The 20,972-nt window shown below is 74.0% G+C and carries 6 protein-coding genes; 1 reads left to right on the top strand and 5 read right to left on the bottom strand.

Annotation, left to right across the window (positions count from 1 at the left end):
- Positions 1 to 565 precede the first annotated feature (565 nt).
- Entirely contained in the window at positions 566 to 1,582 is a 1,017-nt protein-coding gene (locus CTZ28_RS15575; protein ID WP_121889991.1) for an iron-siderophore ABC transporter substrate-binding protein, read from the top strand.
- Between the two features lie 64 nt (positions 1,583 to 1,646).
- Here the strand turns inward: CTZ28_RS15575 and CTZ28_RS15570 are convergent, their stop codons facing one another.
- Genes CTZ28_RS15570 through CTZ28_RS15550 form a run of 5 tightly spaced genes read right to left on the bottom strand, consistent with a single transcriptional unit; the run spans position 1,647 to position 20,971 of the window.
- Complete coding sequence (locus CTZ28_RS15570; RefSeq protein ID WP_121889990.1) at positions 1,647 to 5,126, bottom strand: non-ribosomal peptide synthetase; 3,480 nt, start codon at positions 5,124 to 5,126, stop codon at positions 1,647 to 1,649.
- Between the two features lie 56 nt (positions 5,127 to 5,182).
- Complete coding sequence (locus CTZ28_RS15565) at positions 5,183 to 13,075, bottom strand: non-ribosomal peptide synthetase (RefSeq protein ID WP_121889989.1); 7,893 nt, start codon at positions 13,073 to 13,075, stop codon at positions 5,183 to 5,185.
- Complete coding sequence (locus CTZ28_RS15560; RefSeq protein WP_121889988.1) at positions 13,072 to 17,583, bottom strand: non-ribosomal peptide synthetase; 4,512 nt, start codon at positions 17,581 to 17,583, stop codon at positions 13,072 to 13,074. The genes CTZ28_RS15565 and CTZ28_RS15560 overlap by 4 nt, the downstream gene beginning before the upstream one ends.
- The gene (locus CTZ28_RS15555; RefSeq protein WP_121889987.1) at positions 17,580 to 20,753 is read right to left on the bottom strand and encodes a non-ribosomal peptide synthetase; all 3,174 of its coding nucleotides are present in this window, start codon (positions 20,751 to 20,753) and stop codon (positions 17,580 to 17,582) included. Before CTZ28_RS15555 ends, CTZ28_RS15560 begins: the two co-directional genes overlap by 4 nt.
- Positions 20,753 to 20,971, bottom strand: a complete 219-nt coding sequence (locus CTZ28_RS15550; RefSeq protein ID WP_121889986.1) for an MbtH family protein — start codon at positions 20,969 to 20,971, stop codon at positions 20,753 to 20,755. The genes CTZ28_RS15555 and CTZ28_RS15550 overlap by 1 nt, the downstream gene beginning before the upstream one ends.
- Between the last annotated feature and the right edge of the window lies 1 nt (position 20,972).

Raw genomic sequence — 20,972 nt, 5'->3', positions numbered from 1 at the left:
CCGCGCCTCGCGGCGTTGTCGTCGGTTGTCAGGGCTCCGCCCTGCCGCCCTCCTCCGCCTTGCGATCCACGGCACCAGACCCCGCTCCCTGATCCGGCCTGATCCAAACGAAAGACCCTAGGTCCTGTCGTCAAACTCCCGTCGTCCGCCCGGAGGGCGGGCCCTGCGGCGTCGTGGGGGTCCCCCCTGGTCGAGCGGAGTCGAGAGCTCGGGGGAGCGTGCTCTCGGTGTGCCGGGCGCGGGCCCTCGTACTGGACGTACTTGGGCCTGTGTCCGGTGCGGCGAGTGGGGGTGCCCCCTGCTCGGAGAGCTCGGGGGAGCGTGCATGGCGTCGCGGGGCTGGGGGCACCTCCCGGCCGGAGGCCGGGGGAGGGAGTTTGACGACAGGGCCTAAGCACGACATGACGCCGGGCGCCCCTCCCGAGGGGCGCTCCGACTGCCCCGCCTCGGACGTGGTTGACGTACCGGTCACACAGCGGGGACACATTGCTAAGGTAAGCCTAACCTTGTTTTACTGTCGCTGAGGCGACTCCTGCCCACACCTGGCGAAAAGGGATGCACTGTCATGCCGAGACCCCTCCGTACGACCCTTCTCACCGCGACCCTGGTCGCCGGGCTGGCCGCCTGCGGCTCCGTCAAGGACGACTCGAGCAGCGATGCGCCGACGGACGCCGCCAAGGCCGGGAAGTCCGCCGCCTTCCCCGTCACCGTCACGCACAAGTTCGGTGACACGAAGATCGCTTCGGCCCCGAAGCGGGTCGTGGTGGTCGGCAACGGCGGCACCGACGACATCGACGCGCTCTACGCCCTCGGCGTCACCCCGATCGCCGTCTCCAAGGACTCCCTCAGCTCCGACGGGGTCTACCCGTGGCTGAAGGACGAGATCGACGCCGAGAAGACGAAGCTCCTCGACACGCTCAACGGCATCGACTACGAGGAAATCGCCTCCCTGCAGCCGGATCTGATCCTCGCCACGTCGGACTTCACCCTGGACAAGGACTACGAGAAGCTGTCCGCGGTGGCCCCGACGATCGGCTACGCCACCGCCTGGGGCCAGCAGTCCTGGCAGGAGCACGTCCAGGTGGTCGGCAAGGCCGTCGGCAAGGAGGAGCAGGCCGAGAAGGTCATCAGGGACACCGAGGACGGCATCGCCTCGGTCAAGGCGAAGCACCCCGCCCTGGACGGCAGGACCTACAGCCTGTCCATCGGCAACACCCCGGCGAAGATCTACACCATCGCGTCCGAGACGGACTTCGCCGCCAAGCTGATGAGCGAACTCGGCCTCGGCCTGACCCCGTCCGTCAAGAACATCAAGACGGTCAACGGCAGCCCCACCGGCGAGCTGTCCTTCGAGCAGCTGGACAAGCTGGACGCCGACCTCGCGATCATCGCGTTCACCACCAAGGACCTCCAGAAGGCCTTCGAGTCCAGTGCGCTGGTGAAGAACATGTCCGCGGTGAAGGACGACCACTACTTCGTCACCGACGCCCAGACCATCAGCCAGCTCAGGAGCCCGTCCGTGCTGGGCATCCCCTGGGCGCTGAACAACCTGGAGCCCGGGTTCGCCAAGCTCGGCGAGTAACGGGCCCGCGGGGCAGCAGGAAGCGGCGGGGCGCGCCAGGCGCCCCGCCGCTTCCGTGTCCGCGTCAGCCCTCGCGCAGCGCCGCGTCCACCTCCTGGGCCGACATGCCCTCGATCTCCAGCTGGATCGCGGCGACCTGTTCGAGCCGGCCGGGTGTCTCCTCCTCCGCGGACAGCCGCTTGGCCATGCCGCCGGCCGTCAGGGTGGCGAACAGGGCGCGCACCGACACCTCGGAGCTGTCCAGCGCCTCACGCAGCCGGCTGACGATCACCGTGGCGAGCACGGAGTCACCGCCCAGGGCGAAGAAACCGTCGTCGGGGCCGACATGGTCGACGCCGAGCACCTGAGCCCAGATCCGGGCCACCACTGTCTCCAACGCGCCGCCCGCGGCCCGCTGTTCGGTCCGCGCCGGCGCCTGGGCCTGCCACAGTCTCCCGACCGCCCGCCGGTCGAGCTTGCCGTTGGAGGTGAGCGGCAGCTCGCGCACGACGGCGACCCGGTACGGCACCATGTGCGGGGGCAGCACGGACCGCGACCACTCCCGCAGTTCGTCCTCGCCGACCCCCTCGGCGGCCACCGTGGCCACGAGCTGGACACCCTGCGCCCGGGTGAGACCTGCCACGGCGCGCCGTACCGCCGGATGCCCGGCGAGCGCCGCCTCCACCTCACCCAACTCGATCCGGAATCCGCGCAGTTTGACCTGGTGGTCGCGGCGGCCCAGGAACTCCAGGGTGCCGTCGGACCAGTACCGGGCCAGGTCGCCGGTGCGGTACCAGCGCACCCCGTCCGCCTCGGTGAACTTCTCCGCCGTGCGCACCGGATCGCCCCGGTAGCCGAGCGCCACCCCGTCCCCGCCGATCCACAGCTCGCCCGGCACCCAGTCGGGGCAGTCCCGGCCGTGGCCGTCCACGACCCGGCAGCGGACGTTGCGCAACGGGGTTCCGTAGGGCACGGCCCGCCAGTGGGCGGGGACCTGAGCGCCGGTCACCTCGCACACCGTGGAGTGGATCGCGGTCTCCGTGGTGCCGCCCAGACCGATGAACCGGCAGCCGGGGGCCCGTTCGGCGAGCCGCCCCGGCAGATCGGTGCCCACCCAGTCGCCGCCCAGCAACACCACGCGCAGACCGGTGAGTTCACCAGGTCCCGTCGCCAGCAGCAGGATGTCCAGCAGCGGCGGCGCGCAGTTCAGGAGGGTCACGCGGTGGCTGCGGACCAGATCCGCCCAGCGGCGGGCCTCGCGCCGGTCCGCCTCGTCGACCAGCACCACGGCGCCGCCCGCGCTCAGCAGTCCGAACACGTCGTACACGGACAGGTCGAAGTCGAGGGCGGACACCGCGAGGCAGCGGTCGTCCGCGCCCACGCCGAAGCGGTCGTTGAGGTCGTCGACGGTGTTCATGGCAGCCCGGTGGGGCACCTCTACGCCCTTGGGCTCACCGGTGGAGCCGGAGGTGAACAGCACATAGGCGGGCTGCTCCTCGTCCACCGCAAGCGGCTCGGGCAACGGCTCCGCGAGGACGGCGTCGGCGACCGTAAGCGTCTCGACCCCGTCGAGCCGCCGGCCGTCGGTCAGCGCGAGCCGGAACCCGGCGGTGGCACGGATGCGTTCGCGGCGGGCGGCCGGCTGCTCGACGCTGACAGGAACATAGGCGGCGCCCGCCGCGAGCACACCCAGCGCGGCCACGATCTGGTCGGGGCCCTTGGGCAGGCTGACCGCCACCGTGTCACCCGGCCGGACACCGCGGGCGGCCAGCGCCCCGGCCGTCCGCAGCACCCGGTCAGCCAAATCCGCGTAGGACAGGGCGCCTTCGCCACCCCACAGGAGGGCGGGGGCGTCCGGCCGTTCGGCCGCGCGGGCGAAGAAGCCCTCGTGCAGAAGACGGTGGCTGCGCGGCGCGTCGGTCGCGTTGGCGGTCGCCCGCACGGCCGTCTGCGTCCCGGGCAGCAGGGCGGGCACGGGGCACTCCCACACCGTGTCGTCGGTGCCGAGCCGGGTGACCAGTGCGTGGAAGGCGGCGAACATCGCGTCGATCAGCCCGTCGGGGAACGCGTCCTCGCGGACGTCCCAGTTGACGAGCAGCCCGCCGTCCACCTCGGTCACCTGGGCGTCGAGGAGCACCTGCGGACCCTGCGAGATGATCCACGCCGGCTTGCCGAAGGACCGGGTGACACCCGCGTCGAACAGCTCCCCGAGGTTGAGGGCGCTGGTGAACACCACGGGTGCGAGAACCTGTTCGCCGTTGTGCCGGGTCAGGTCCCGCAGCACCTCCACGCCCGAGTAGTCGGCGTGGGCGGCGTCGGTGTGCATCCGGTCCTGGAGCCGCAGGGCGTGCTCGGTGAACGTCGCCGGCTCGGTCAGGTCGACGTCGAGCAGCACGGAGCTGGTGAAGTCGCCGACCAGCAGGTCGACATCGGGGTGGGAGCCTCTGCGGTCGAACATCGGGACGTTCAGCAGGAACCGGGGCTGTCCGCTCCAGGCGGCCAGCACCTCGCTGAAGGCGGTGGCCACGGCCATCGCCGGGGTGAGCCCGTGCTGGTGGGCGCGGCTCGCCAGACGCCGTTTGTCCTCCGGCGGCAGCCAGTGATGGCGCCGGGTGACCCGGGTGGGGTCGGTGCGCTCGGCCTCGGGGACCAGCGGGAGTTCGGGGGCGCTGGGCAGGTCCGGCACCCGGCTGCCCCACCAGGCGCGGGACTGCTCCCGGCTCAGCCGGCGCATCTCGTGCCGCTCGGCCAGGTACTCCGGGTAGCTGGTGCCGATCGGCGGCAGGGGCGTGTCGGGGTGCTGGTAGAGCGCGGCGAGATCGGAGAGCAGCACCCGGTAGCTGAGCGCGTCGGCGGCGAGCATGTCGACGTCGACGTGCAGCCGGGTGCGCCCCTGCGGCAGCAGGGACAGCTGTACAGAGTGCACCTCGCCGGCGGCGACGTCGAGCCGGGCGTGCGAGGAGGAGTGCCGGATGTCCTCCAGCCGGGCCGTGGCGCTCTCCTCGTCCAGGTCCCGCAGGTCGTGGACGACCGTGGCGGGGCGGGCCGGTTCGGGCAGGATCTGCTGCCGTCCGTCGTCGGTGAAACGGGCCCGGAGCATGCCGTGCCGGGCGACGAGGGCGCGGACGGCCCGGTCGAGGCGCTGGGCGTCGACGTCCTCGCCGTCGAACTCGACGTAGAGGTGGGCGGCCACGGAGCCGAGCGTGGTGTCGTCGCCGCGGCCGATCCAGTACGCGTGCTGCATCACCGCGAGCGGGAACGGTTCGCCCGGGTCGGCGACGGGCTGCGGCGGAGCGGGGGGTGTCGGGGGCGCGGGCCGGGCGGCCGTCAGGAGTGACCGCCAGGCGCGCAGAGTGGGCTCCTTGGCGAGTTCGGCGAAGCTGACGCGGACGCCCTGCTTGCGCCAGCCTCCCGCAATTCTCATCAGGGTGATCGAGTCGAGTCCCCAGGCGATGAGGCTGTCGTCCTCGCCCGGCGGGGTCTCGTCCGAGCGCAGGGCGTCGGTGACCGCTCGCAGGAGCTCGTCCGGGGCCGGGGGGTGCTGCGTCGAGGGGTGGTGCGTCACCGGTTCCTCCGCTGCCAGGGGTGGGGGGCCGTCACGGGTGTCATCTCGGGTGTCCCTCAGAGGTCGTCGTTCTCGAAGTCGTCGATGTCCTCCTGAGTCAGTTCGACCAGGGGGAGGTCGGAGGGGGTGAGCCCGCCGGACGGCGCGCTCTCGGCGTGCCGGGCGAGTCCGCGCAGGGCGCGTTCCCACAGGGCGAGCAGTGCGTCGGCCTCGGCAGGCGCGAGGAAGGCCTCGGGCCAGGCGGCGCCGATGTGCAGCCGGACGGCGCCGGCCTCCTCGACGGCGACCGCGTTGATCTCCAGGCCGAAGCGGGCGGGCCGGTCGGGGTCCCGCGGGACGCGCAGCACCGGGGCCTCGGGGGCCAGTGCCCACGGCTCCTCGGTGGAGGCGGACGCGGCGAACCGGCCCAGGTAGTTGAAGGCGATCTGGGGTTGGGGCAGTTTCTCCAGCGCGGGCGCGGTGTCGGGGTTGAGGTGGCGCAGCAGGCCGTAGCCGAGGCCGTGGTCCGGTACGGCGCGCAGTTGCTCCTTGACCCGTTTGAGGCCCAGTCCGGCGGCGGGCCCGCCGGACAGCGCCTCGTCCAGGTCGAGCGGGCCGGGGTCGATGCCGACCGGGTGGAACGTCGTGAACCAGCCGACCGTGGCGGACAGGTCCACCCCGTCGGCGAGCTCCTCGACGCGTCCGTGCCCCTCGACGCCCACGAGCAGCGACCGGCCGGACCCGCCCCGCTGCTCTCGCCAGGCGGCGGTCGCGAACGCGAGCGCGGTGAGCAGCACATCGGGCGCGGCGGCCCGGTAGGCGGCGGGCACGGTGGTGAGCAGGGCGGCGGTGATGTCCTCGGGCAGCACCAGGGTGTGTTCGCGTACGGCCCGCGCGGCGCCGAGCGGGCGTTCCAGGAGCGGGCGTGCCCGCTCCAACGCCTGGGTCCACCAGGGCAGTTCGCGCACGCGACCGGGCTGGCCGGCCGCCTCGGCGAGCAGCCTGCTCCAGGTGCGGAAGGAGGTGCCGGAGCGCTGCGGCCGGGGGGTTCGTCCGTCCCGTACCGCCTGCCATGCCTCGGCCAGTTCGGCGCCGATGATCCGCCACGACACACCGTCGACGACGAGGTGGTGGGCGACGAGGAGCAGCCGCCCGGGGCCGCCCTCGGAGGGCTCCGACCAGACGGCCTGGAGCATGCGTCCGGCTCCTGGGTCGAGCCGGGCGACGGCCGCACCGAGCCGTTCGTCCAGGTCTCCTCCGCTCACGCGGGTGAGCAGCCCTTCGGCCGGCACGCTGCCCTCGGCGGGCACCTCCAGGCGTCCCCCGTCGGTGAGCCGGGCGCGCAGCATGTCGTGGCGGTCGACGACGGCCTGGAGTACGGCGGTCAGCTGCCGCTGGGTGAGACCGGGCGGGGTGACCAGCAGGACCGCCTGGGCGAGACCGCCGTAGGAGCCGTCGGGGTCCGCCGCCCAGCGCATGACCGGGGTGAGGTCCAGCTCTCCGGTCGGTGCGTCGGTCGGTGCGTCGGCGCGTCCGGGCGCGGGGCGGTCCGGGACGGCCGCGGCGGCGAGTCCCGCGGGGGTGGGTGTCTGGAAGATCTGGCGGGGGCTGACCGCGAGGCCCGCCTTGCGCGCCAGGGTGACCAGACGGATGGAGACGATGCTGTCGCCGCCGAGTTCGAAGAAGTTGTCGTCGACGGCAACAGCGCTCAGGCCGAGGACGGCCGCGAACAGGTCGGTCAGCAGCCGTTCGCGGTCGTTCGCGGGCGCCCGGGTCGGGCCGGCGGCCGTGGTCTCGGGGGCGGGCAGGCTCGTGCGGTCGACCTTGCCGGACGGCAGCAGCGGGAACGCGTCGAGCGGGGTCAGCGTGCGCGGGACCATGTGCTCGGGCAGCCGCTCCTGGAGCCAGCCGCGGATCTCGGCCGGGAGCACGGGGTCGCCGGCGGCCAGGAGGTATCCGGCGAGCTGCTTGACGCCCGGTGCGTCCTCCCGGATCACCACCACGGCCCGGCGCACGCCCGGGTGCTGTTCCAGGACGGCCTCGATCTCCTCCAGCTCGACCCGCATGCCACGGATCTTGACCTGGTGGTCGGCGCGGCCGAGGAATTCCAGGGTGCCGTCGCGCTGCCAGCGGACCAGGTCGCCCGTGCGGTAGAGGCGCTCGCCGGGCGGGCCGAAGGGGTCGGCGATCCAGTGGTCGGCGGTGCGGCGGGGGTCGTTCACATAGCCGCGGCCGAGGTAGACGCCGCCCGCGTACAGCTCGCCGGGTACGCCGATGGGAGTCGGCCTGAGGCGTTCGTCGAGCACGTACAGGCGGGTGTTGGAGTTGGGCGCGCCGATGGACACCGCGCTGCGGACGGCGCCCGTGCGGTAGACGACGTGGCTGACGCCGATGGTGGCCTCGGCGGGGCCGTAGCCGTGATACATGACCGCCGGGCTCGCGGCGCGGAAGCGGGCGAACAGCTCGGGCGTGAGGACCTCGCCGCCGCACCACACGTGGCGCAGGGAGGCGGCCCGGCGGGCGAACCCGTCCTGTTCGAGCAGCAGGTCGAGCATGGAGGAGACCAGGTAGGTGAAGGTCACCCGGTGGCGTTCGACGGTGTCGAGGAGGTAGTCGACGTCGCGTTCGCCGCCGGGCTCGGCGATCACCACCCGGCCGCCGTGCACGAGCGGCAGGAAGATCTCGTTGATGGAGATGTCGAAGCCGAGCGGCGCCTTGAACAGGGCGGCGTCGTCCGTACTGAAGCCGAGCAGGCTCCGTTGCCACAGCAGCCGGTGCGCGATGGCCCGGTGCCGGATCATGGCGCCCTTGGGCGTACCGGTGGAGCCGGAGGTGTAGATGACGTAGGCGAGGCCTTCAGGGTCCACGGGCACGTCCGGGTTCCCGGCATGCGGCACCGGGCCCGCGAGGTCCACGGCGACGACCGGCGGGGCGTCCTCGCCCAGCAGGTGCGCGTCGCCGGATCGGCCGAGTACGGCGGTGAGGGCGGCGCTGCGGCACACCTCGGCGATCCGGCGGGCGGGCCAGGACGGCTCCAGCGGGACGAAGGCGCCGCCCGCCTTGAGGACGGCGAGCAGGGCGACGACCATCTCCACGGAGCGTTCGAGGTGGATGCCGACGCAGCGTTCGGGGCCGACGCCGAGCGATGTCAGGGTGCGGGCCAGGGCGTTGGCGCGGGCGTTCAGCTCGGCGTAGGTCAGCGAACGGCCGTCCGCGGCGCCGTACTCGACGGCGGTGAGCCGGGGTGTCATCGCGGCCTGTTCCTCGAACAGTGCGGTGAGAGTGGTGACCGGCATGGGGTGCGCTGTGTCGTTCCACTCCCCCAGCAGCAGCGAGCGTTCGCCCGGGGTGAGGACGTCGGCCTCGGCCACCGGGCGGTCCGGGTGCCGGGCCAGGCCGGTGACCAGCCGGACGTACCGTTCGGCCAGGTCCCGTGCGGTGTCCGGGTCGTAGAGGTCGCCGCTGTGGACGAGCGCGCCGCCGATCCCGCCGGACTCCGCCCGCTCGAAGAGGTGGAAGGCGAGGTCGGTCTTGGCGGTGTAGAAGTCGACGCGCATCTCGCGCAGGCCGAGACCGGCGAACTCCCGGTTCTCGGGCGGGGCCTGCTGGTGGGCGATCATCACCTGGAACAGTGGGTGGCGGCCCATCGAGCGGCTCGGGGCGAGGGCGTCGACCAACTCCTCGAAGGGCAGATCCTGGTGGGCATAGGCGCCCAGGTCGGCCTCGCGCACCCGGGCGAGCAGCTCACGGAAGGTGGGGGTGCCGGAGATGTCGGTGCGCAGCACCAGCGTGTTGACGAACAGCCCCACCAGGTCGTCGAGTCGGCGGTCCCCGCGACCGGCGACGGGCGTCCCGAGGGGAATGTCGTCCCCGGCGCCGAGCCGCCCGAGCAGTACGGCGAGCGCGGACTGGAGCGCCATGAAAACGGTCCCGCCGGCCTCCGCCGCCAAGCCCGCGAGGGCCGCGTGGACGTCCGCGTCGAGCGTGAAGTCGACCGCTCCGGCCCGGTATCCGGCGACGGCCGGCCGGGGCCGGTCGGCGGGCAGCTGGAGTTCCTCCGGTAGACCGTCCAACGCGCTGGTCCAGTAGGCCAGTTGGTCATCGCGGTCGACCAGCGCCCGCTGCTGCCAGACCGTGTAGTCGGCGTACTGGACCGGGAGCGGCGCCCAGTCGGGCGCGCCGCGGTCCAGCCGGGCCGAGTAGGCCGTCTCCAGGTCGGCCAGCAGGGGTTCGGCGGACCAGCCGTCGGTGGCGATGTGGTGCACGAGGAGCAGCAGGACGTGCTCCTGCGGCGCGAGGGCGAACAGGGTGGCGCGGACGGGGATCTCGACGTCCAGCGCGAAGGGGCGGGCGGCGGCCTCGGCGAGCAGGGCGTCGAGGTCTTCCGGTCGGGCGGCCGGCATCGTGAACGGGACGGCTGCCTCCCGCGCGGGCAGGACGTGCTGGCGGGGGGTGCCGTCGTCGTCGGGGAAGACGGTGCGCAGTGCCTCGTGCCGGCCCACCACGTCGTCGAGGGCCGCGCGCAGCGCCGCGGGGTCGAGCGGGCCGGTGAGGCGGACGGCGGTGGGAATGTTGTACGTCGGTGTCGGGCCCTCGAGCCGGTACAGGAACCAGAGCCTGGCCTGCGCGGACGACAGGGGCAGCGGGTCGGGGCGGTCGGCCCGGGTGAGGGCGGGCCGACGGTCGCCCGGGGTGTTCAGGAGCGGGGCGAGCGCCGCCGCGGTCGGGGTGTCGAACACGGCCCGCAGCGGGATCTCCGCGCCGAGTTCGGCGCGGACGCGGCCGACGAGCCGGGTGGCCAGGACGGAGTGGCCGCCGAGCGCGAAGAACTCGTCGTGGATGCCGACGGACGGCAGGCCGAGCAGGTCGGCGATGAGCGCGCACAGGCGTGCCTCGGCCTCGGTGCGAGGCGCGGTCGCGGTGGTGAGGCCGGAGAGGTCGGGGGCGGGCAGGGCGGCGCGGTCGAGCTTGCCGTTCGGGGTGAGCGGCAGGGCGTCCAGGACGACCACGGCGGCCGGGAGGAGCTGGTCGGGCAGCGTCGCCCGGAGGTCCTGGCGCACCTGGAGGGGGTCGAGGGCGGCGCCCGGCACGGGGACGACGTACGCCGCCAATCCGGGCTCACCGGACTGCTCCTGACGTACCGTCACCGCCGCCTGGGAGACACCGGGCAGGGCAGCGGCGGCGGCCTCGGCCTCGGCGGGCTCGACGCGGAAGCCGCGGATCTTGACCTGGTCGTCGGTGCGGCCCAGGAACTCCAGGGTGCCGTGCGGGGTCCAGCGGACGAGGTCACCGGTGCGGTAGAGGCGGCTGCCGGGCGGCCCGTAGGGGTCGGCGACGAAGCGGGCTGCGGTCAGGCCGGGGCGGGCCAGGTAGCCGCGGGCCAGTTGGGTGCCGGCCAGGTGGAGCTCGCCGGGTACGCCCGGTGGGACGGGGCACAACCACGCGTCGAGGACCAGGGTGCGGGTGTTCCACACCGGTCGTCCGATGGGGACGGAGCCGCCCGCCGACCTGGTGCCCTCGCCGCAGGGCCAGGCGGTGACGTCCACCGCGGCCTCGGTCGGTCCGTACAGGTTGTGCAGGGCGGTGCCCGGCAGCAGGGCGAGGCAGCGGTCGGCGAGCTCGGTGGGCAGGGCCTCGCCGCTGCACACCACCCGGCGCAGCACGCCCCGGGCCGTCGCGGCGGCCGGGTCGTCGAGGAACACGCGCAGCATGGAGGGCACGAAGTGTGCGGTGGTGACGCGCTGTTCGCGGATCAGCCCGGCGAGGTAGCCGGGGTCGCGGTGTCCGCCGGGGCGGGCGAGCACCAGGGCGGCACCGGTGATCAGCGGCCAGAAGAACTCCCAGACGGAGACGTCGAAGCCGGCCGGTGTCTTCTGCAGCACCCGGTCGTCCGGGCCGAGTCCGTAGGCGTCCTGCATCCACAGCAGGCGGTTGACGATCGCCTGGTGCGCGACGACGGTGCCCTTGGGGCGGCCGGTGGAGCCCGAGGTGTAGATGACGTACGCGGGATGCTCCGGGAGCAGGGGGTGGAGCCGTTCCCCGTCGGTGAGTTCGGCCGCTTCCAGGACGGCGATCCGGTCGTGGGTCCGGGGGTCGTCGAGCAGGAGGGTCGGCGCGTCATGGGCGGGCAGGGCGCCGGAGGCCGTGACGACGAGCGCGGGGGCGGCGTCCTCGATCATGAACGCCAGCCGCTCGGCGGGATATCCGGTGTCCAGCGGCAGATAGGCGGCGCCCGTCTTGAGCACCGCGAGGAGTGCCACCACCAGGTCGGGGCCGCGGTCCAGGGCGACGCCCACCAGGCGTTCGGGTCCGGCCCCGTGGGCGATCAGATGGCGGGCGAGACGGTTGGCGCGGGCGTGGAGTTCGCCGTGGTCGAGCCGGACGGGCCCGAAGACCAGGGCCGGTGCGTCGGGGCTGCGGCGCGCCTGGCGGTCGAGGAGTCCGGTGAGGGTGGTGTGCGGGACCGGGTGTGCGGTCTCGTTCCAGTCCGCGAGGACCCGGCGTTCCTCGGCCCCGGTCGCCAACGGCAGCCGGGAGACCGCGAGTTCCGGGTCGGCGAGGGCGGTGGCGAGCAGTGTCTCCAGCCGCTGGAGCAGGCCGTCGACGGTGTCCGGGGTGAACAGCTCGCTGCGGTAGGTGGCCTCGATGCGCAGCCGTCCGTCGGTGAGGAAGGCCTCCAGGGAGAGATCGAACTGGGTGGTGTCGTTGTGGACGGTCTCCCACCGCGCCGTCACCCCGGGCAGCCGCGGCCCTTCGAGTCCGTGGGTGAGGAAGAGCAGCATGACGTCGAAGTAGACGGAGCGGCCGGGGTGCCGGTCCGGCCTCAGCCGCTCCACCAGCAGGTCGAACGGCATGTCCTGGTGGGCGTATCCGTCGGTGCACACCTGGCGTACCCGCTCGACGAGTTCACCGAATCCGGGGTCGCCGTCGAGGTCGGCGCGCAGGACGAGCGTGTTGCCGAAGTTGCCGATCAGTGTGTCAAGGCCGGGCAGGTCCCGGCTCATGACGGCCGAGCCGACCGGGATGTCGGTGGCGCCGGTGGTGCGGTGGAGCAGGGCGGTGAGGCCGGCGAGGAGCACCATGAAAGGGGTCGCGCCGGTGGTACGGGCGAAGGCGGTGAACCGCTCGGTGACCTCGGGTGCGAAGGTGTGGAAGCGCCGGTCGCCGCGCGCGGTGGGCTGCGCGGTGCGCGGCGCGTCGGTGGGCAGGGCCGGCGGCCGGGGCGGCGGGACGAGCGCCGCGCGCCAGTGGTCGAGGTGGCCGGCGAGCCGTTCCTCGGTCCAGGTGGTGCGCTGCCAGTGGGCGAAGTCGGGGTACTGGAGGGGCAGTGGTTCGAGCACGGCGCTCTCGCCCGACGTCGCGGCCCGGTAGAGGGCGCTCAGATCGCGGGAGAGGGCGTTGAACGTGCCGCCGTCCCAGGCGATGTGATGGACCGTGAGGACGAGGGTGTGGTCCTGGTCCGTCCTGCGGATCAGCAGGGCGCGCAGGGGGTGATCGCCCGCGAGGTCGAACGGCGTCGCGGACGCCGTCCGGGCCAGCGCGTCGGCCCTGCGGTCCTGTTCGGCCTCGGGCAGTGCGCCCAGGTCGGCCGTGCCGAACTCCAGGTCGGCGACGGCGTCGACGACCTGCTCGGGGGTGCCGTCGGGCGCGACGGGGAAGCGGGTGCGCAGCGCCTCGTGCCGGTCGAGCAGCCCTTGCAGGGCGGTGCGCAGGCCGGTCGGGTCCAGCGGTCCGCGCAGCCGAATGGCCAGGCAGACGTTGTAGGCGGGGCTGTCCGGGTCGAGTTGCTGGAGCAGCCACATCCGTGCCTGGGCGTAGGACAGCGGCAGCCGTCCGGCGCCGGCGGGCCGGGGCGGGATCCGCTCGGAGCGGTCCGCCGCGTCGGCCAGTCCGGCGCTCGCCAGTCTGCGGCGCAGCAGCTCGCGCCTGCGGGACGCGAGGTCGCCCGGGGCGGCATGGGTCTCCGTCACAGTGCTCCGCCTTTCAGCAGCAGTTCGAGGGAGTCCGACCAGAGGGCGGCCAGGTGCCGGATCTCCGCCTCGGTGAAGAGCCGCTGCGGCCAATGCCAGCAGACGCTCAGCTCCCGACCGGTGATCACCGCGTCGACGACCAGGGGGTACGGTGCCGGCATCTCCGGGTCGGCCCCGCTGCCCATCGCCCCCGTCTCGGGAGCGCTGGTGAACACCGCGCTGTCGCCGCGCTCGCCCATGGTCATGCGGCCGAGGTAGTTGAACTCGATCTGGGGTTCGGGCAGTTCGGCGAGTACGGCCGCCGTGTCCGGGTTGAGGTACCGGAGCAGTCCGTGGCCGATCCCCTTGTCGGGCAGCGCGGCCAACTGGTCGCCGATCCGGCGCACCGGGTCGTCACCGGGTCCGCTGCCGGGGTCGAGGCGGACCGGGAAGAGGCTGGTGAACCAGCCGAGGGTGGCGGACAGGTCGGCGCCGGGCAGCAGCTGTTCCTCGCGGCCGTGTCCTTCGAGGGCGATCAGCACGGATGTGTCGCCGTCGGGTCCGGGTCGGCCGAGGGCGCGGCGCCATGCCGGGACGGCGAGCGCCAGCGCGGTCAGCAGGGTCTCCTGCACCGGTCCGGTGAGTCCGGTGTCGAGTCTCGTGTAGTGCCGCTGGACGGTGGCGCGGGTGTCGACGGCGGGGTCGAGCCGGTCGGTGCCCAGCGTGGGCTCGGGCCGGTCCAGTACGCCCTGCCAGAAGGGGAGTTCGGTGGCGCGGCGCGCCGAGCGGGCCTCGTCCCGGAGTCCTTCGGCCCACTCCTTGAAGGAGGTGCCGGCCGGTGACAGGGGTGTGGCCGCCCAGGCCGCCGCGAGGTCGGCCACCAGCGCGCCCCAGGAGGCGGCGTCGGTGACCAGGTGGTGCAGCACCACCAGCAGCCGTCCCTCGCTCCCGGGTCCGGCGTCGTACCACAGGAATCGCGCCACGGCCCCGGTCTCCGGGTCCAGTTCGCCCACCAGCTCGTCGAAGGCCTCCGGCACCAGCGCGCCGATGGCCGCGTGGTCGAGCCATTCGGTGTCGATCCGCCGTACGCAGTCCGCGGCACGTGCCGTGCCGACGGGCGCGGCCCTGAGGCGCCAGGTGCCATCGCCGTCCCGCGCGAACGCGGACCGCAGCAGGTCGTGCCGGTCCAGGACGGCCTGCACGGTGCGGTGCAGTCCGTCGAGGTCGAGGCCGGCGGGCGTCCTGAGGAACCGCGCCTGGCTGAGTCCCCGGAAGGGCCCGCCCCGCTCGGTGAGCCAGGCGAGCATCGGGGTCAGCGGGATCTCGCCGGTCCCGGCGTCGGGGTCGGCGGTCCGCGGTGCCGCGACGGTGCCGGCGCGCGCGGCGAGTCCGGCGACCGTCGGGTGCTCGAAGACGTCCCTCGGGGAGATCGCCACTCCGGCCGCGCGGGCCTGGCTGACCAGCCGCATGGAGACGATGCTGTCGCCGCCGAGGGCGAAGAAGCTGTCGTGCACGCCGACGGAGTCCAGTCCGAGCACCTGTACGAAAAGGGCGGCGAGCCGTTCCTCTTCGGGGTTGCGCGGCGGCTGTGCCGCGGATCCGGCGGTGCGGGAGGGGGCCGGGAGCGCGCCGGTGTCCAGCTTGCCGTTGAGGGTGAGCGGGAAGCCGTCGACCGTGACGAACGCGGAGGGCACCATGTAGTCGGGCAGTACGGCGGCCATGTCGCGGCGCAGCAGTCCGGCCGTCTCCTCGTCGTCCGGTGCCGAGGGCGCCGCCACCACGTAGGCAACCAGCCGCCGTACCCCGGGCGTGTCCTCGCGGACGACGACGGCGGCCCGCTCGACCAGGGCATGGTCCAGCAGGGCGGCCTCGATCTCGCCCGGCTCGATGCGGTAGCCGCGGATCTTCACCTGATCGTCGATCCGGCCCAGGCACTCCACGAGCCCGTCCTCGGTCCAGCGGGCGATGTCGCCGGTGCGGTACATGCGCGCGCCGGGGTGTGCGGCGAACGGGTCGGCGACGAACCGGCCGGCGGTGGTGCCGGGCCTGCCGAGGTAGCCGCGGGCCAGGCCCGCGCCCGCGATGTACAGCTCGCCGTCGACGCCGATCGGTACGGGGTTGAGGTGGCCGTCGAGGATGTAGAGGGTGCCGCCGGCGACCGGGCGGCCGATCGCGGGGCGCTGGCTGAGCGCGAGGTCGCAGTCGGCGGAGTCGACGGTGCACTCGGTGGGCCCGTACAGGTTGTGCGCGGCGAGTCCTTCGGTGGCGCGCAGGATGCGCCACAGATCGGGCGGTACGGCCTCGCCGCCGACGCCCAGCACCTTCAACTCGGCACGCCAGTCGCCGCCTTGGGCGACGAGTTCGGCGAGCAGGGAGGGCGACAGCTCGATGAACTCGATGCCGTGCTCGGCGAGGAAGGCGCGCAGGGCGTCCGGGTCGCGGCGCACCTCCTCGGGCACCAGGTGCAGTTCGTGCCCGGCGAACATCCAGAGCATCGGCTGCCAGGAGGCGTCGAAGGCGGTGGGCCAGGCGTGCCCGATGCGCAGCGGCCGTCCGCCGACGGCGGAGGTGGCCGGGGTGTGCAGGGCCGCGTGGTGGGCGGCGTAGAGGTTGACGATGGCCCGCTGCGGGACGAGGACGGCCTTGGGGCGTCCGGTGGAGCCGGAGGTGTAGATGACGTAGGCCGGGTGCTCGGGGTGGACGGGGGCGAGCCGGTCGGCGTCGGCGAGGTCGGTGGTGCCGGCGTCGGCGAGGCGCTGCCGGACGGCGGGGTCGTCGAGGCGGAGCAGCGGGACACCGGCCAGGGTGTCCTCGTCCGGGGCGGTGTCCGCGACGGCGAGCAGGGCGACCGGGCCGGCGTCCGCGAGCATCCCGGCGATCCGCTCGCCGGGCCAGGCGGGGTCGAGCGGCAGATAGGCCGCGCCCGCCTTCTGCACGGCGATCAGGGCGGTGACGGTGTCCGGGGTCGGCGGCAGGCAGAGGGCGACGATCCGTTCGGGACCGGCCCCGAGGCCGACGAGCAGCCGGGCGAGCCGGTTGGCCCGGGCGTTCAGCTCGGCGAAGGTGAGCCGCTGCCCGGCACCGACGACGGCGACCGCGTCCGGGGTGGCGGCGGCCTGCGCCTGAAGCACCTCGGGCAGCGTGCCGTGGGCGACCGGCGGCCGCTCGCCGGTGCCCAGCGCCAGCAGACCTGCCCGCTCTCCGGGCGCGAGGACGTCGAGGGCGGCCAGCGGCAGGCCGGGGTCCGCGACGACGGCCCGCAGCAGCCGCTCGAAGCGCTCGGCGAACTCCTCCACCCGGGTGCGGTCGTAGCAGTCGGGCCGGAACTCGAAGACCACGCCGAGCCGCCGTTCGGCGAGCACGGCCAGGGTCAGCGGGTAGTGGGTGGCCCCGGATCCCCTGACGTCGGCGATCCGCAGCCCGGCCCGCTGCTCGGCCACCGCGAGGGACGCCTCGTCGATCGGGTAGTTCTCGAAGACGAGCAGGGTGTCGAAGAGGTCGCCCGTGCCGGCCAGCCGCTGGATCTCGGTGAGGCCGAGGTGCTGATGGTCCATCAGCCGGGCCTGCTCGTCCTGGAGCCGGCGCAGATAGGCGCCGGCCGGTTCGCCGGGCGGCACGAAGACCCGCACCGGCACGGTGTTGATGAAGAGGCCGATCATGGCGTCGGCCCCGGCGAGTTCGGCGGGCCGTCCGGCGACGGTGGCGCCGAAGACCACGTCGTCCCGGCCGGTGAGCCGGGCCAGCAGCAGCGCCCACAGGCCCTGCACCACGGTGTTGACGGTGACACCTCTGCTCCGGCCCAGCTCCCGCACGGCGTCCGTGAGGTCCTCGGACAGGCGCAGTGTGTGCAGTTCGGGCGGCACCGGTACCACTCCGGCTGCCACGGGCGCGAGCAGGGTCGGTGCGGCCCCGGCCAGCGCCTCGCGCCAGGCCCGCGCCGAGGTGTCCCGGTCGCGTGAGGCGAGCCAGGCGAGGAAGTCACGGTAGGGGCGGACCGCGGGCAGCGGCGCGCCGGCGCCCGGCTCGAGTCGGGCGGCGTAGAGCTGGAGCAGTTCGCGCACGAGCAGCGGGACGGACCAGCCGTCGAGCACGAGGTGGTGGTTGGTGAGGATCAGCAGGTGCCGGTCGCCGCCCCGGGCGACAAGGGTGAAGCGCAGCAGCGGTGGGTCGGTGAGGTCGAAGCGGGCCGCGGCGTCGGCGTCGGCCAGTGCGGCCGCCTCGGCGTCATCGCCGGCCTCGGCCTCCTTCCAGTCGACGGGCACCTGTTTCAGGACCGCCTGGACCGGTTCGTCGAGGTCCTCGTGGAGGAAGGCGCCGCGCAGGTTGGCGTGCCGGGCGAACAGTTCCTCGGCGGCGGTGCGCAGTTCCTCGGGGCGCAGGCGTCCCTCGATCTCCACCAGGGTCTGCATGGTGTAGACGTCCTGGGCGCCCTCGTCGAACAGGGCGTGGAACAGCAGGCCCTGCTGGAGCGGGGACAGCGGCAGCACGTCCTCGACCAGGGAACCGTCGTCCGCGGGCTCCTCGCTCATCGGCTCCTCCACCTCGCCTTGACGTTGTCGAGCTGCGCCGCGCTCAGGGACACGAGCGGTGCGGCGGTCGCGGTGTGTTCCCCGGCGGCGGGGCCGGGTTCCTCCGGTGCGGCCGCCGCGAGGCCGGCGGGGGTGCGCCGGGTGAACACGTCCCGGGGGGTGAGGGCGAGTCCCGCTCTGCGGGCCCGGTCGGCCAGCCGGACGGAGACGATGCTGTCCCCGCCGAGTTCGAAGAAGTCGTCGTCGACGCCCACCTGTTCCAGGCCGAGCACGTCGGCGAACAGCCCGCACAGCACCTTCTCCGGTGCGGTGCGCGGCGGTGCGTGGCGGCTCGCCCGGGCGAGGTCGGGGGCGGGCAGGGCGTTTCGGTCGAGCTTGCCGCTCGGGGTGAGCGGCAGCGCGTCCAGGAGGACGACGGCGGAGGGTACGAGGTGGCCGGGCAGCCGCTCGGCGAGCGCACGGCGCAGGGCGAGGGCGTCGGGCGCGGCGGGCGGTTCCGGTACGACGTAGGCGACGAGCCGGCGCGGTCCTGGACCGTCCTCCCGGGCCACGACCGCCGCCCGTGCCACGCCCGGCAGGGCGCGGGCCGCCGCCTCGGTCTCGCCGGGTTCCACCCGGACGCCCCTGATCTTGACCTGGTCGTCGGCCCGGCCCAGGAACTCCACGGTGCCGTCGGCCCGTGTCCTGGCCAGGTCGCCGGTGCGGTACAGGCGGCTGCCGGGCGGGCCGAACGGGTCGGCGACGAAGCGTTCGGCGGTGCGTCCTGGCCGGCCGAGGTAGCCGCGGGCGAGTCCGTCCCCGGCGAGATACAGCTCGCCGCACGCGCCGACGGGGGCGGGCCGCAGGAACGGGTCGAGTACGTGGACGCGGGTGCCGGCGATGGGCCGCCCGAGGGGGACGGCGCCCGCGGCGCCGTCGTACTCGTGCACGAGGCTGTCGCCGGCGGCCTCGGAGCAGCCGTACAGGTTGACGAGCCGGGCTGCGGGCCAGCGGCGGGTGAGCGCCCCGGCGAGTTCGGCGGGGAGCTGTTCGCCGCTGGAGATCCAGGTGCGGACCGTGCCGAAGGAGTCCGGCGGGGCCGCTTCGAGGAGGGCGGTGTAGAGGCTGGGGACCGCGGTGACGACGGTGGCCCGGTGCGCGTCGGCGACGGCGGCGAGAGCGACCGGGTCGCCGTTCGCCGCGTCGTCGGCGAGGGCCAGGGTGTCGCCGTTGACCAGGGCGCCGAGGACTTCGACGAGCCCGTCGATGAAACTGACCGGGCTCTTGGCGAGGCGGACGCCGGGCGCGTCGCCGCCGCCCTGGAGTTCCCGCCCCCACAGCAGCCGGTTGGCGAGGGCGCGCTGTGTGCCGAGGACGCCCTTGGGGCGGCCGGTGGAGCCGGAGGTGAAGATCAGATAGGCCGGGTTGTCGGGCGACAGGGGCGACCGCGGTCCGCGCAGGTCGGCGGTCGCGTCCGGCGGGCAGACGGAGTCCGGGCCGATGCCCAGCCGGTGTGCCGTGTCGGGCTCGCAGATGACCAGGCGGGGCTCCGCTTCGCCGAGCATCAGGGCGATCCGCTCGACGGGGTGGGCGGGGTCGACGGGCATGCAGGCGGCGCCCGCCTTGAGCACCGCGAGCAGCGCGATCACCAGGTGCGGGCCCCTCGGCAGCGCGACGGCCACGACGGACTCGGGTGCTGCGCCGCGTGCGGTGACGGCCGCGGCCAACCGCTCAGCACGGGCGTTGAGTTCGGCGTAGGTGAGGGTGTCGTCGCCGTGGCGGACGGCCGGGGCGTCGGGGGTGCGGGCGGCCTGTGCCTCGATGAGGGCGCGGACCGCGGGGTGGCAGGCCGGCCCGTCGGCGGGCGGGCGGGCGGACGAGGACCCGGTGAGCCGGGCCACGGGGCGCTCGGGGCGGTGGACGAAGTCCTCGATGAGGAGGCGCAGTTGCTCGGCCATGCGGGTGACCGCCGGCCGGTCGAGGGCGGCCGGCTGGTGGCTGAAGGTGAGGGTGAGACGGGGGCCCGGCAGGGCGGTGAGGGCCAGCGGGTAGTGGGTGGCGTCCCGGACCGTGACGTCCGTCATGCGCAGCCCGTCGAGGGCGCGGGCGATGCCGTCGTCGTCGATCGGGTAGCTCTCGAAGACGAGCAGGGTGTCGAAGAGCACGCCGTGTCCGGCGGCGCGCTGTACGTCGGCGAGGCCCAGGTGCCGGTGGTCCAGCAGGGCTGACTGCTCGGTCTGGACCCGGACGAGCAGGTCGGCCAGCGGTTCCTCGGGCCGCAACCGCACCCTGACCGGCAGGGTGTTGATGAACAGGCCGATCATCGACTCGATGCCGGGCACATCGGCGTCGCGGCCGGAGACGGTGGCGCCGAGGACGACGTCCGTGCGGCCGGTGTGCCGGGCGAGCAGGATCGCCCACAGTCCCTGGAGGACGCTGCTCACGGTCAGTCGGTGGGTACGGGCGGCGCGGGTCAGCGCGGCGGTCTCGTCCTCGGGGAGTTCCACGACGAGCCGTTCGGGCGGGGCCGCCGGGTGCTCGGGGGCACCGGGCGCGATCAGTGACGGTTCGTCACATCCCTTGAGAGCGGCGGACCATGCGTGGGTGGCCGCCTCTCGGTCCTGGCGGGCGAGCCAGGCGAGGTAGTCGCGGTAGGGCCGGACGCGGGGCAGCGCCGACGGGTCGCCGCCCGCGGTGTACAGCTGGAACAGCTCCCGCACGAGGAGGGGCGCCGACCAGCCGTCCCACAGCAGATGGTGGGAGGAGAGCACCAGCCGGTGGTCGCGGGCGCCGAGCCTCGCAAGCTGGAACCGCAGCAGGGGCGGGCGGGCCAGCTCGAACCGCCGTTCCCGGTCCGCGGCGAGCAGCCGCTCGAAGGCCGCCTCGCGCTCCTGTTCCGGCACCCCGGTGAGGTCGGCGACCTGCCAGGGCGTGCGGACCTCGGTGCGGATGACCTGGACCGGGCGGCCGGAGCGCTGGGTGCGGAACGCGGCCCGCAGGTTGGCGTGCCGGGCCACCAGCGCCTCGGCGGCGGCCCGCATCCGGTCGGGTTCGAGGGGGCCGTCGAGGCGGGCGGTGAGCTGCCCGGTGTAGAGGTCCGGGGCCTGAGCGTCGTAGAGCGCGTGGAAGACCATGCCCTCCTGCATCGGTGACAGGGGCAGCACGTCCGCCACGCCCGTGCGGGCCGGCATCAGGCCCCGGTCCTGCGCATGGCCTCGGCGAGGCTGCGGGGGCGCATGTCCGTCCAGTGCCGGTCGATGTGGTCCAGGCAGGCGGCCCGGGTGTCGGGGCCGTGGACGCCGGTCCAGCCGGCCGGGACGGGCGCGAAGTCCGGCCACAGCGAGTACTGGCCCTCGTCGTTGACCAGGACGTGGAAGACGCCGTTCTCGTCGTCGAACGGGTTGGCCATG

The organism is Streptomyces shenzhenensis, from assembly GCF_003688995.1.
In the GTDB taxonomy this organism is placed as follows: Bacteria; Actinomycetota; Actinomycetes; order Streptomycetales; family Streptomycetaceae; genus Streptomyces; species Streptomyces shenzhenensis_A.
The sequence above is the reverse complement of the archived record's forward strand: the minus strand, read 5'-3'. Positions and strand labels throughout refer to the sequence as shown.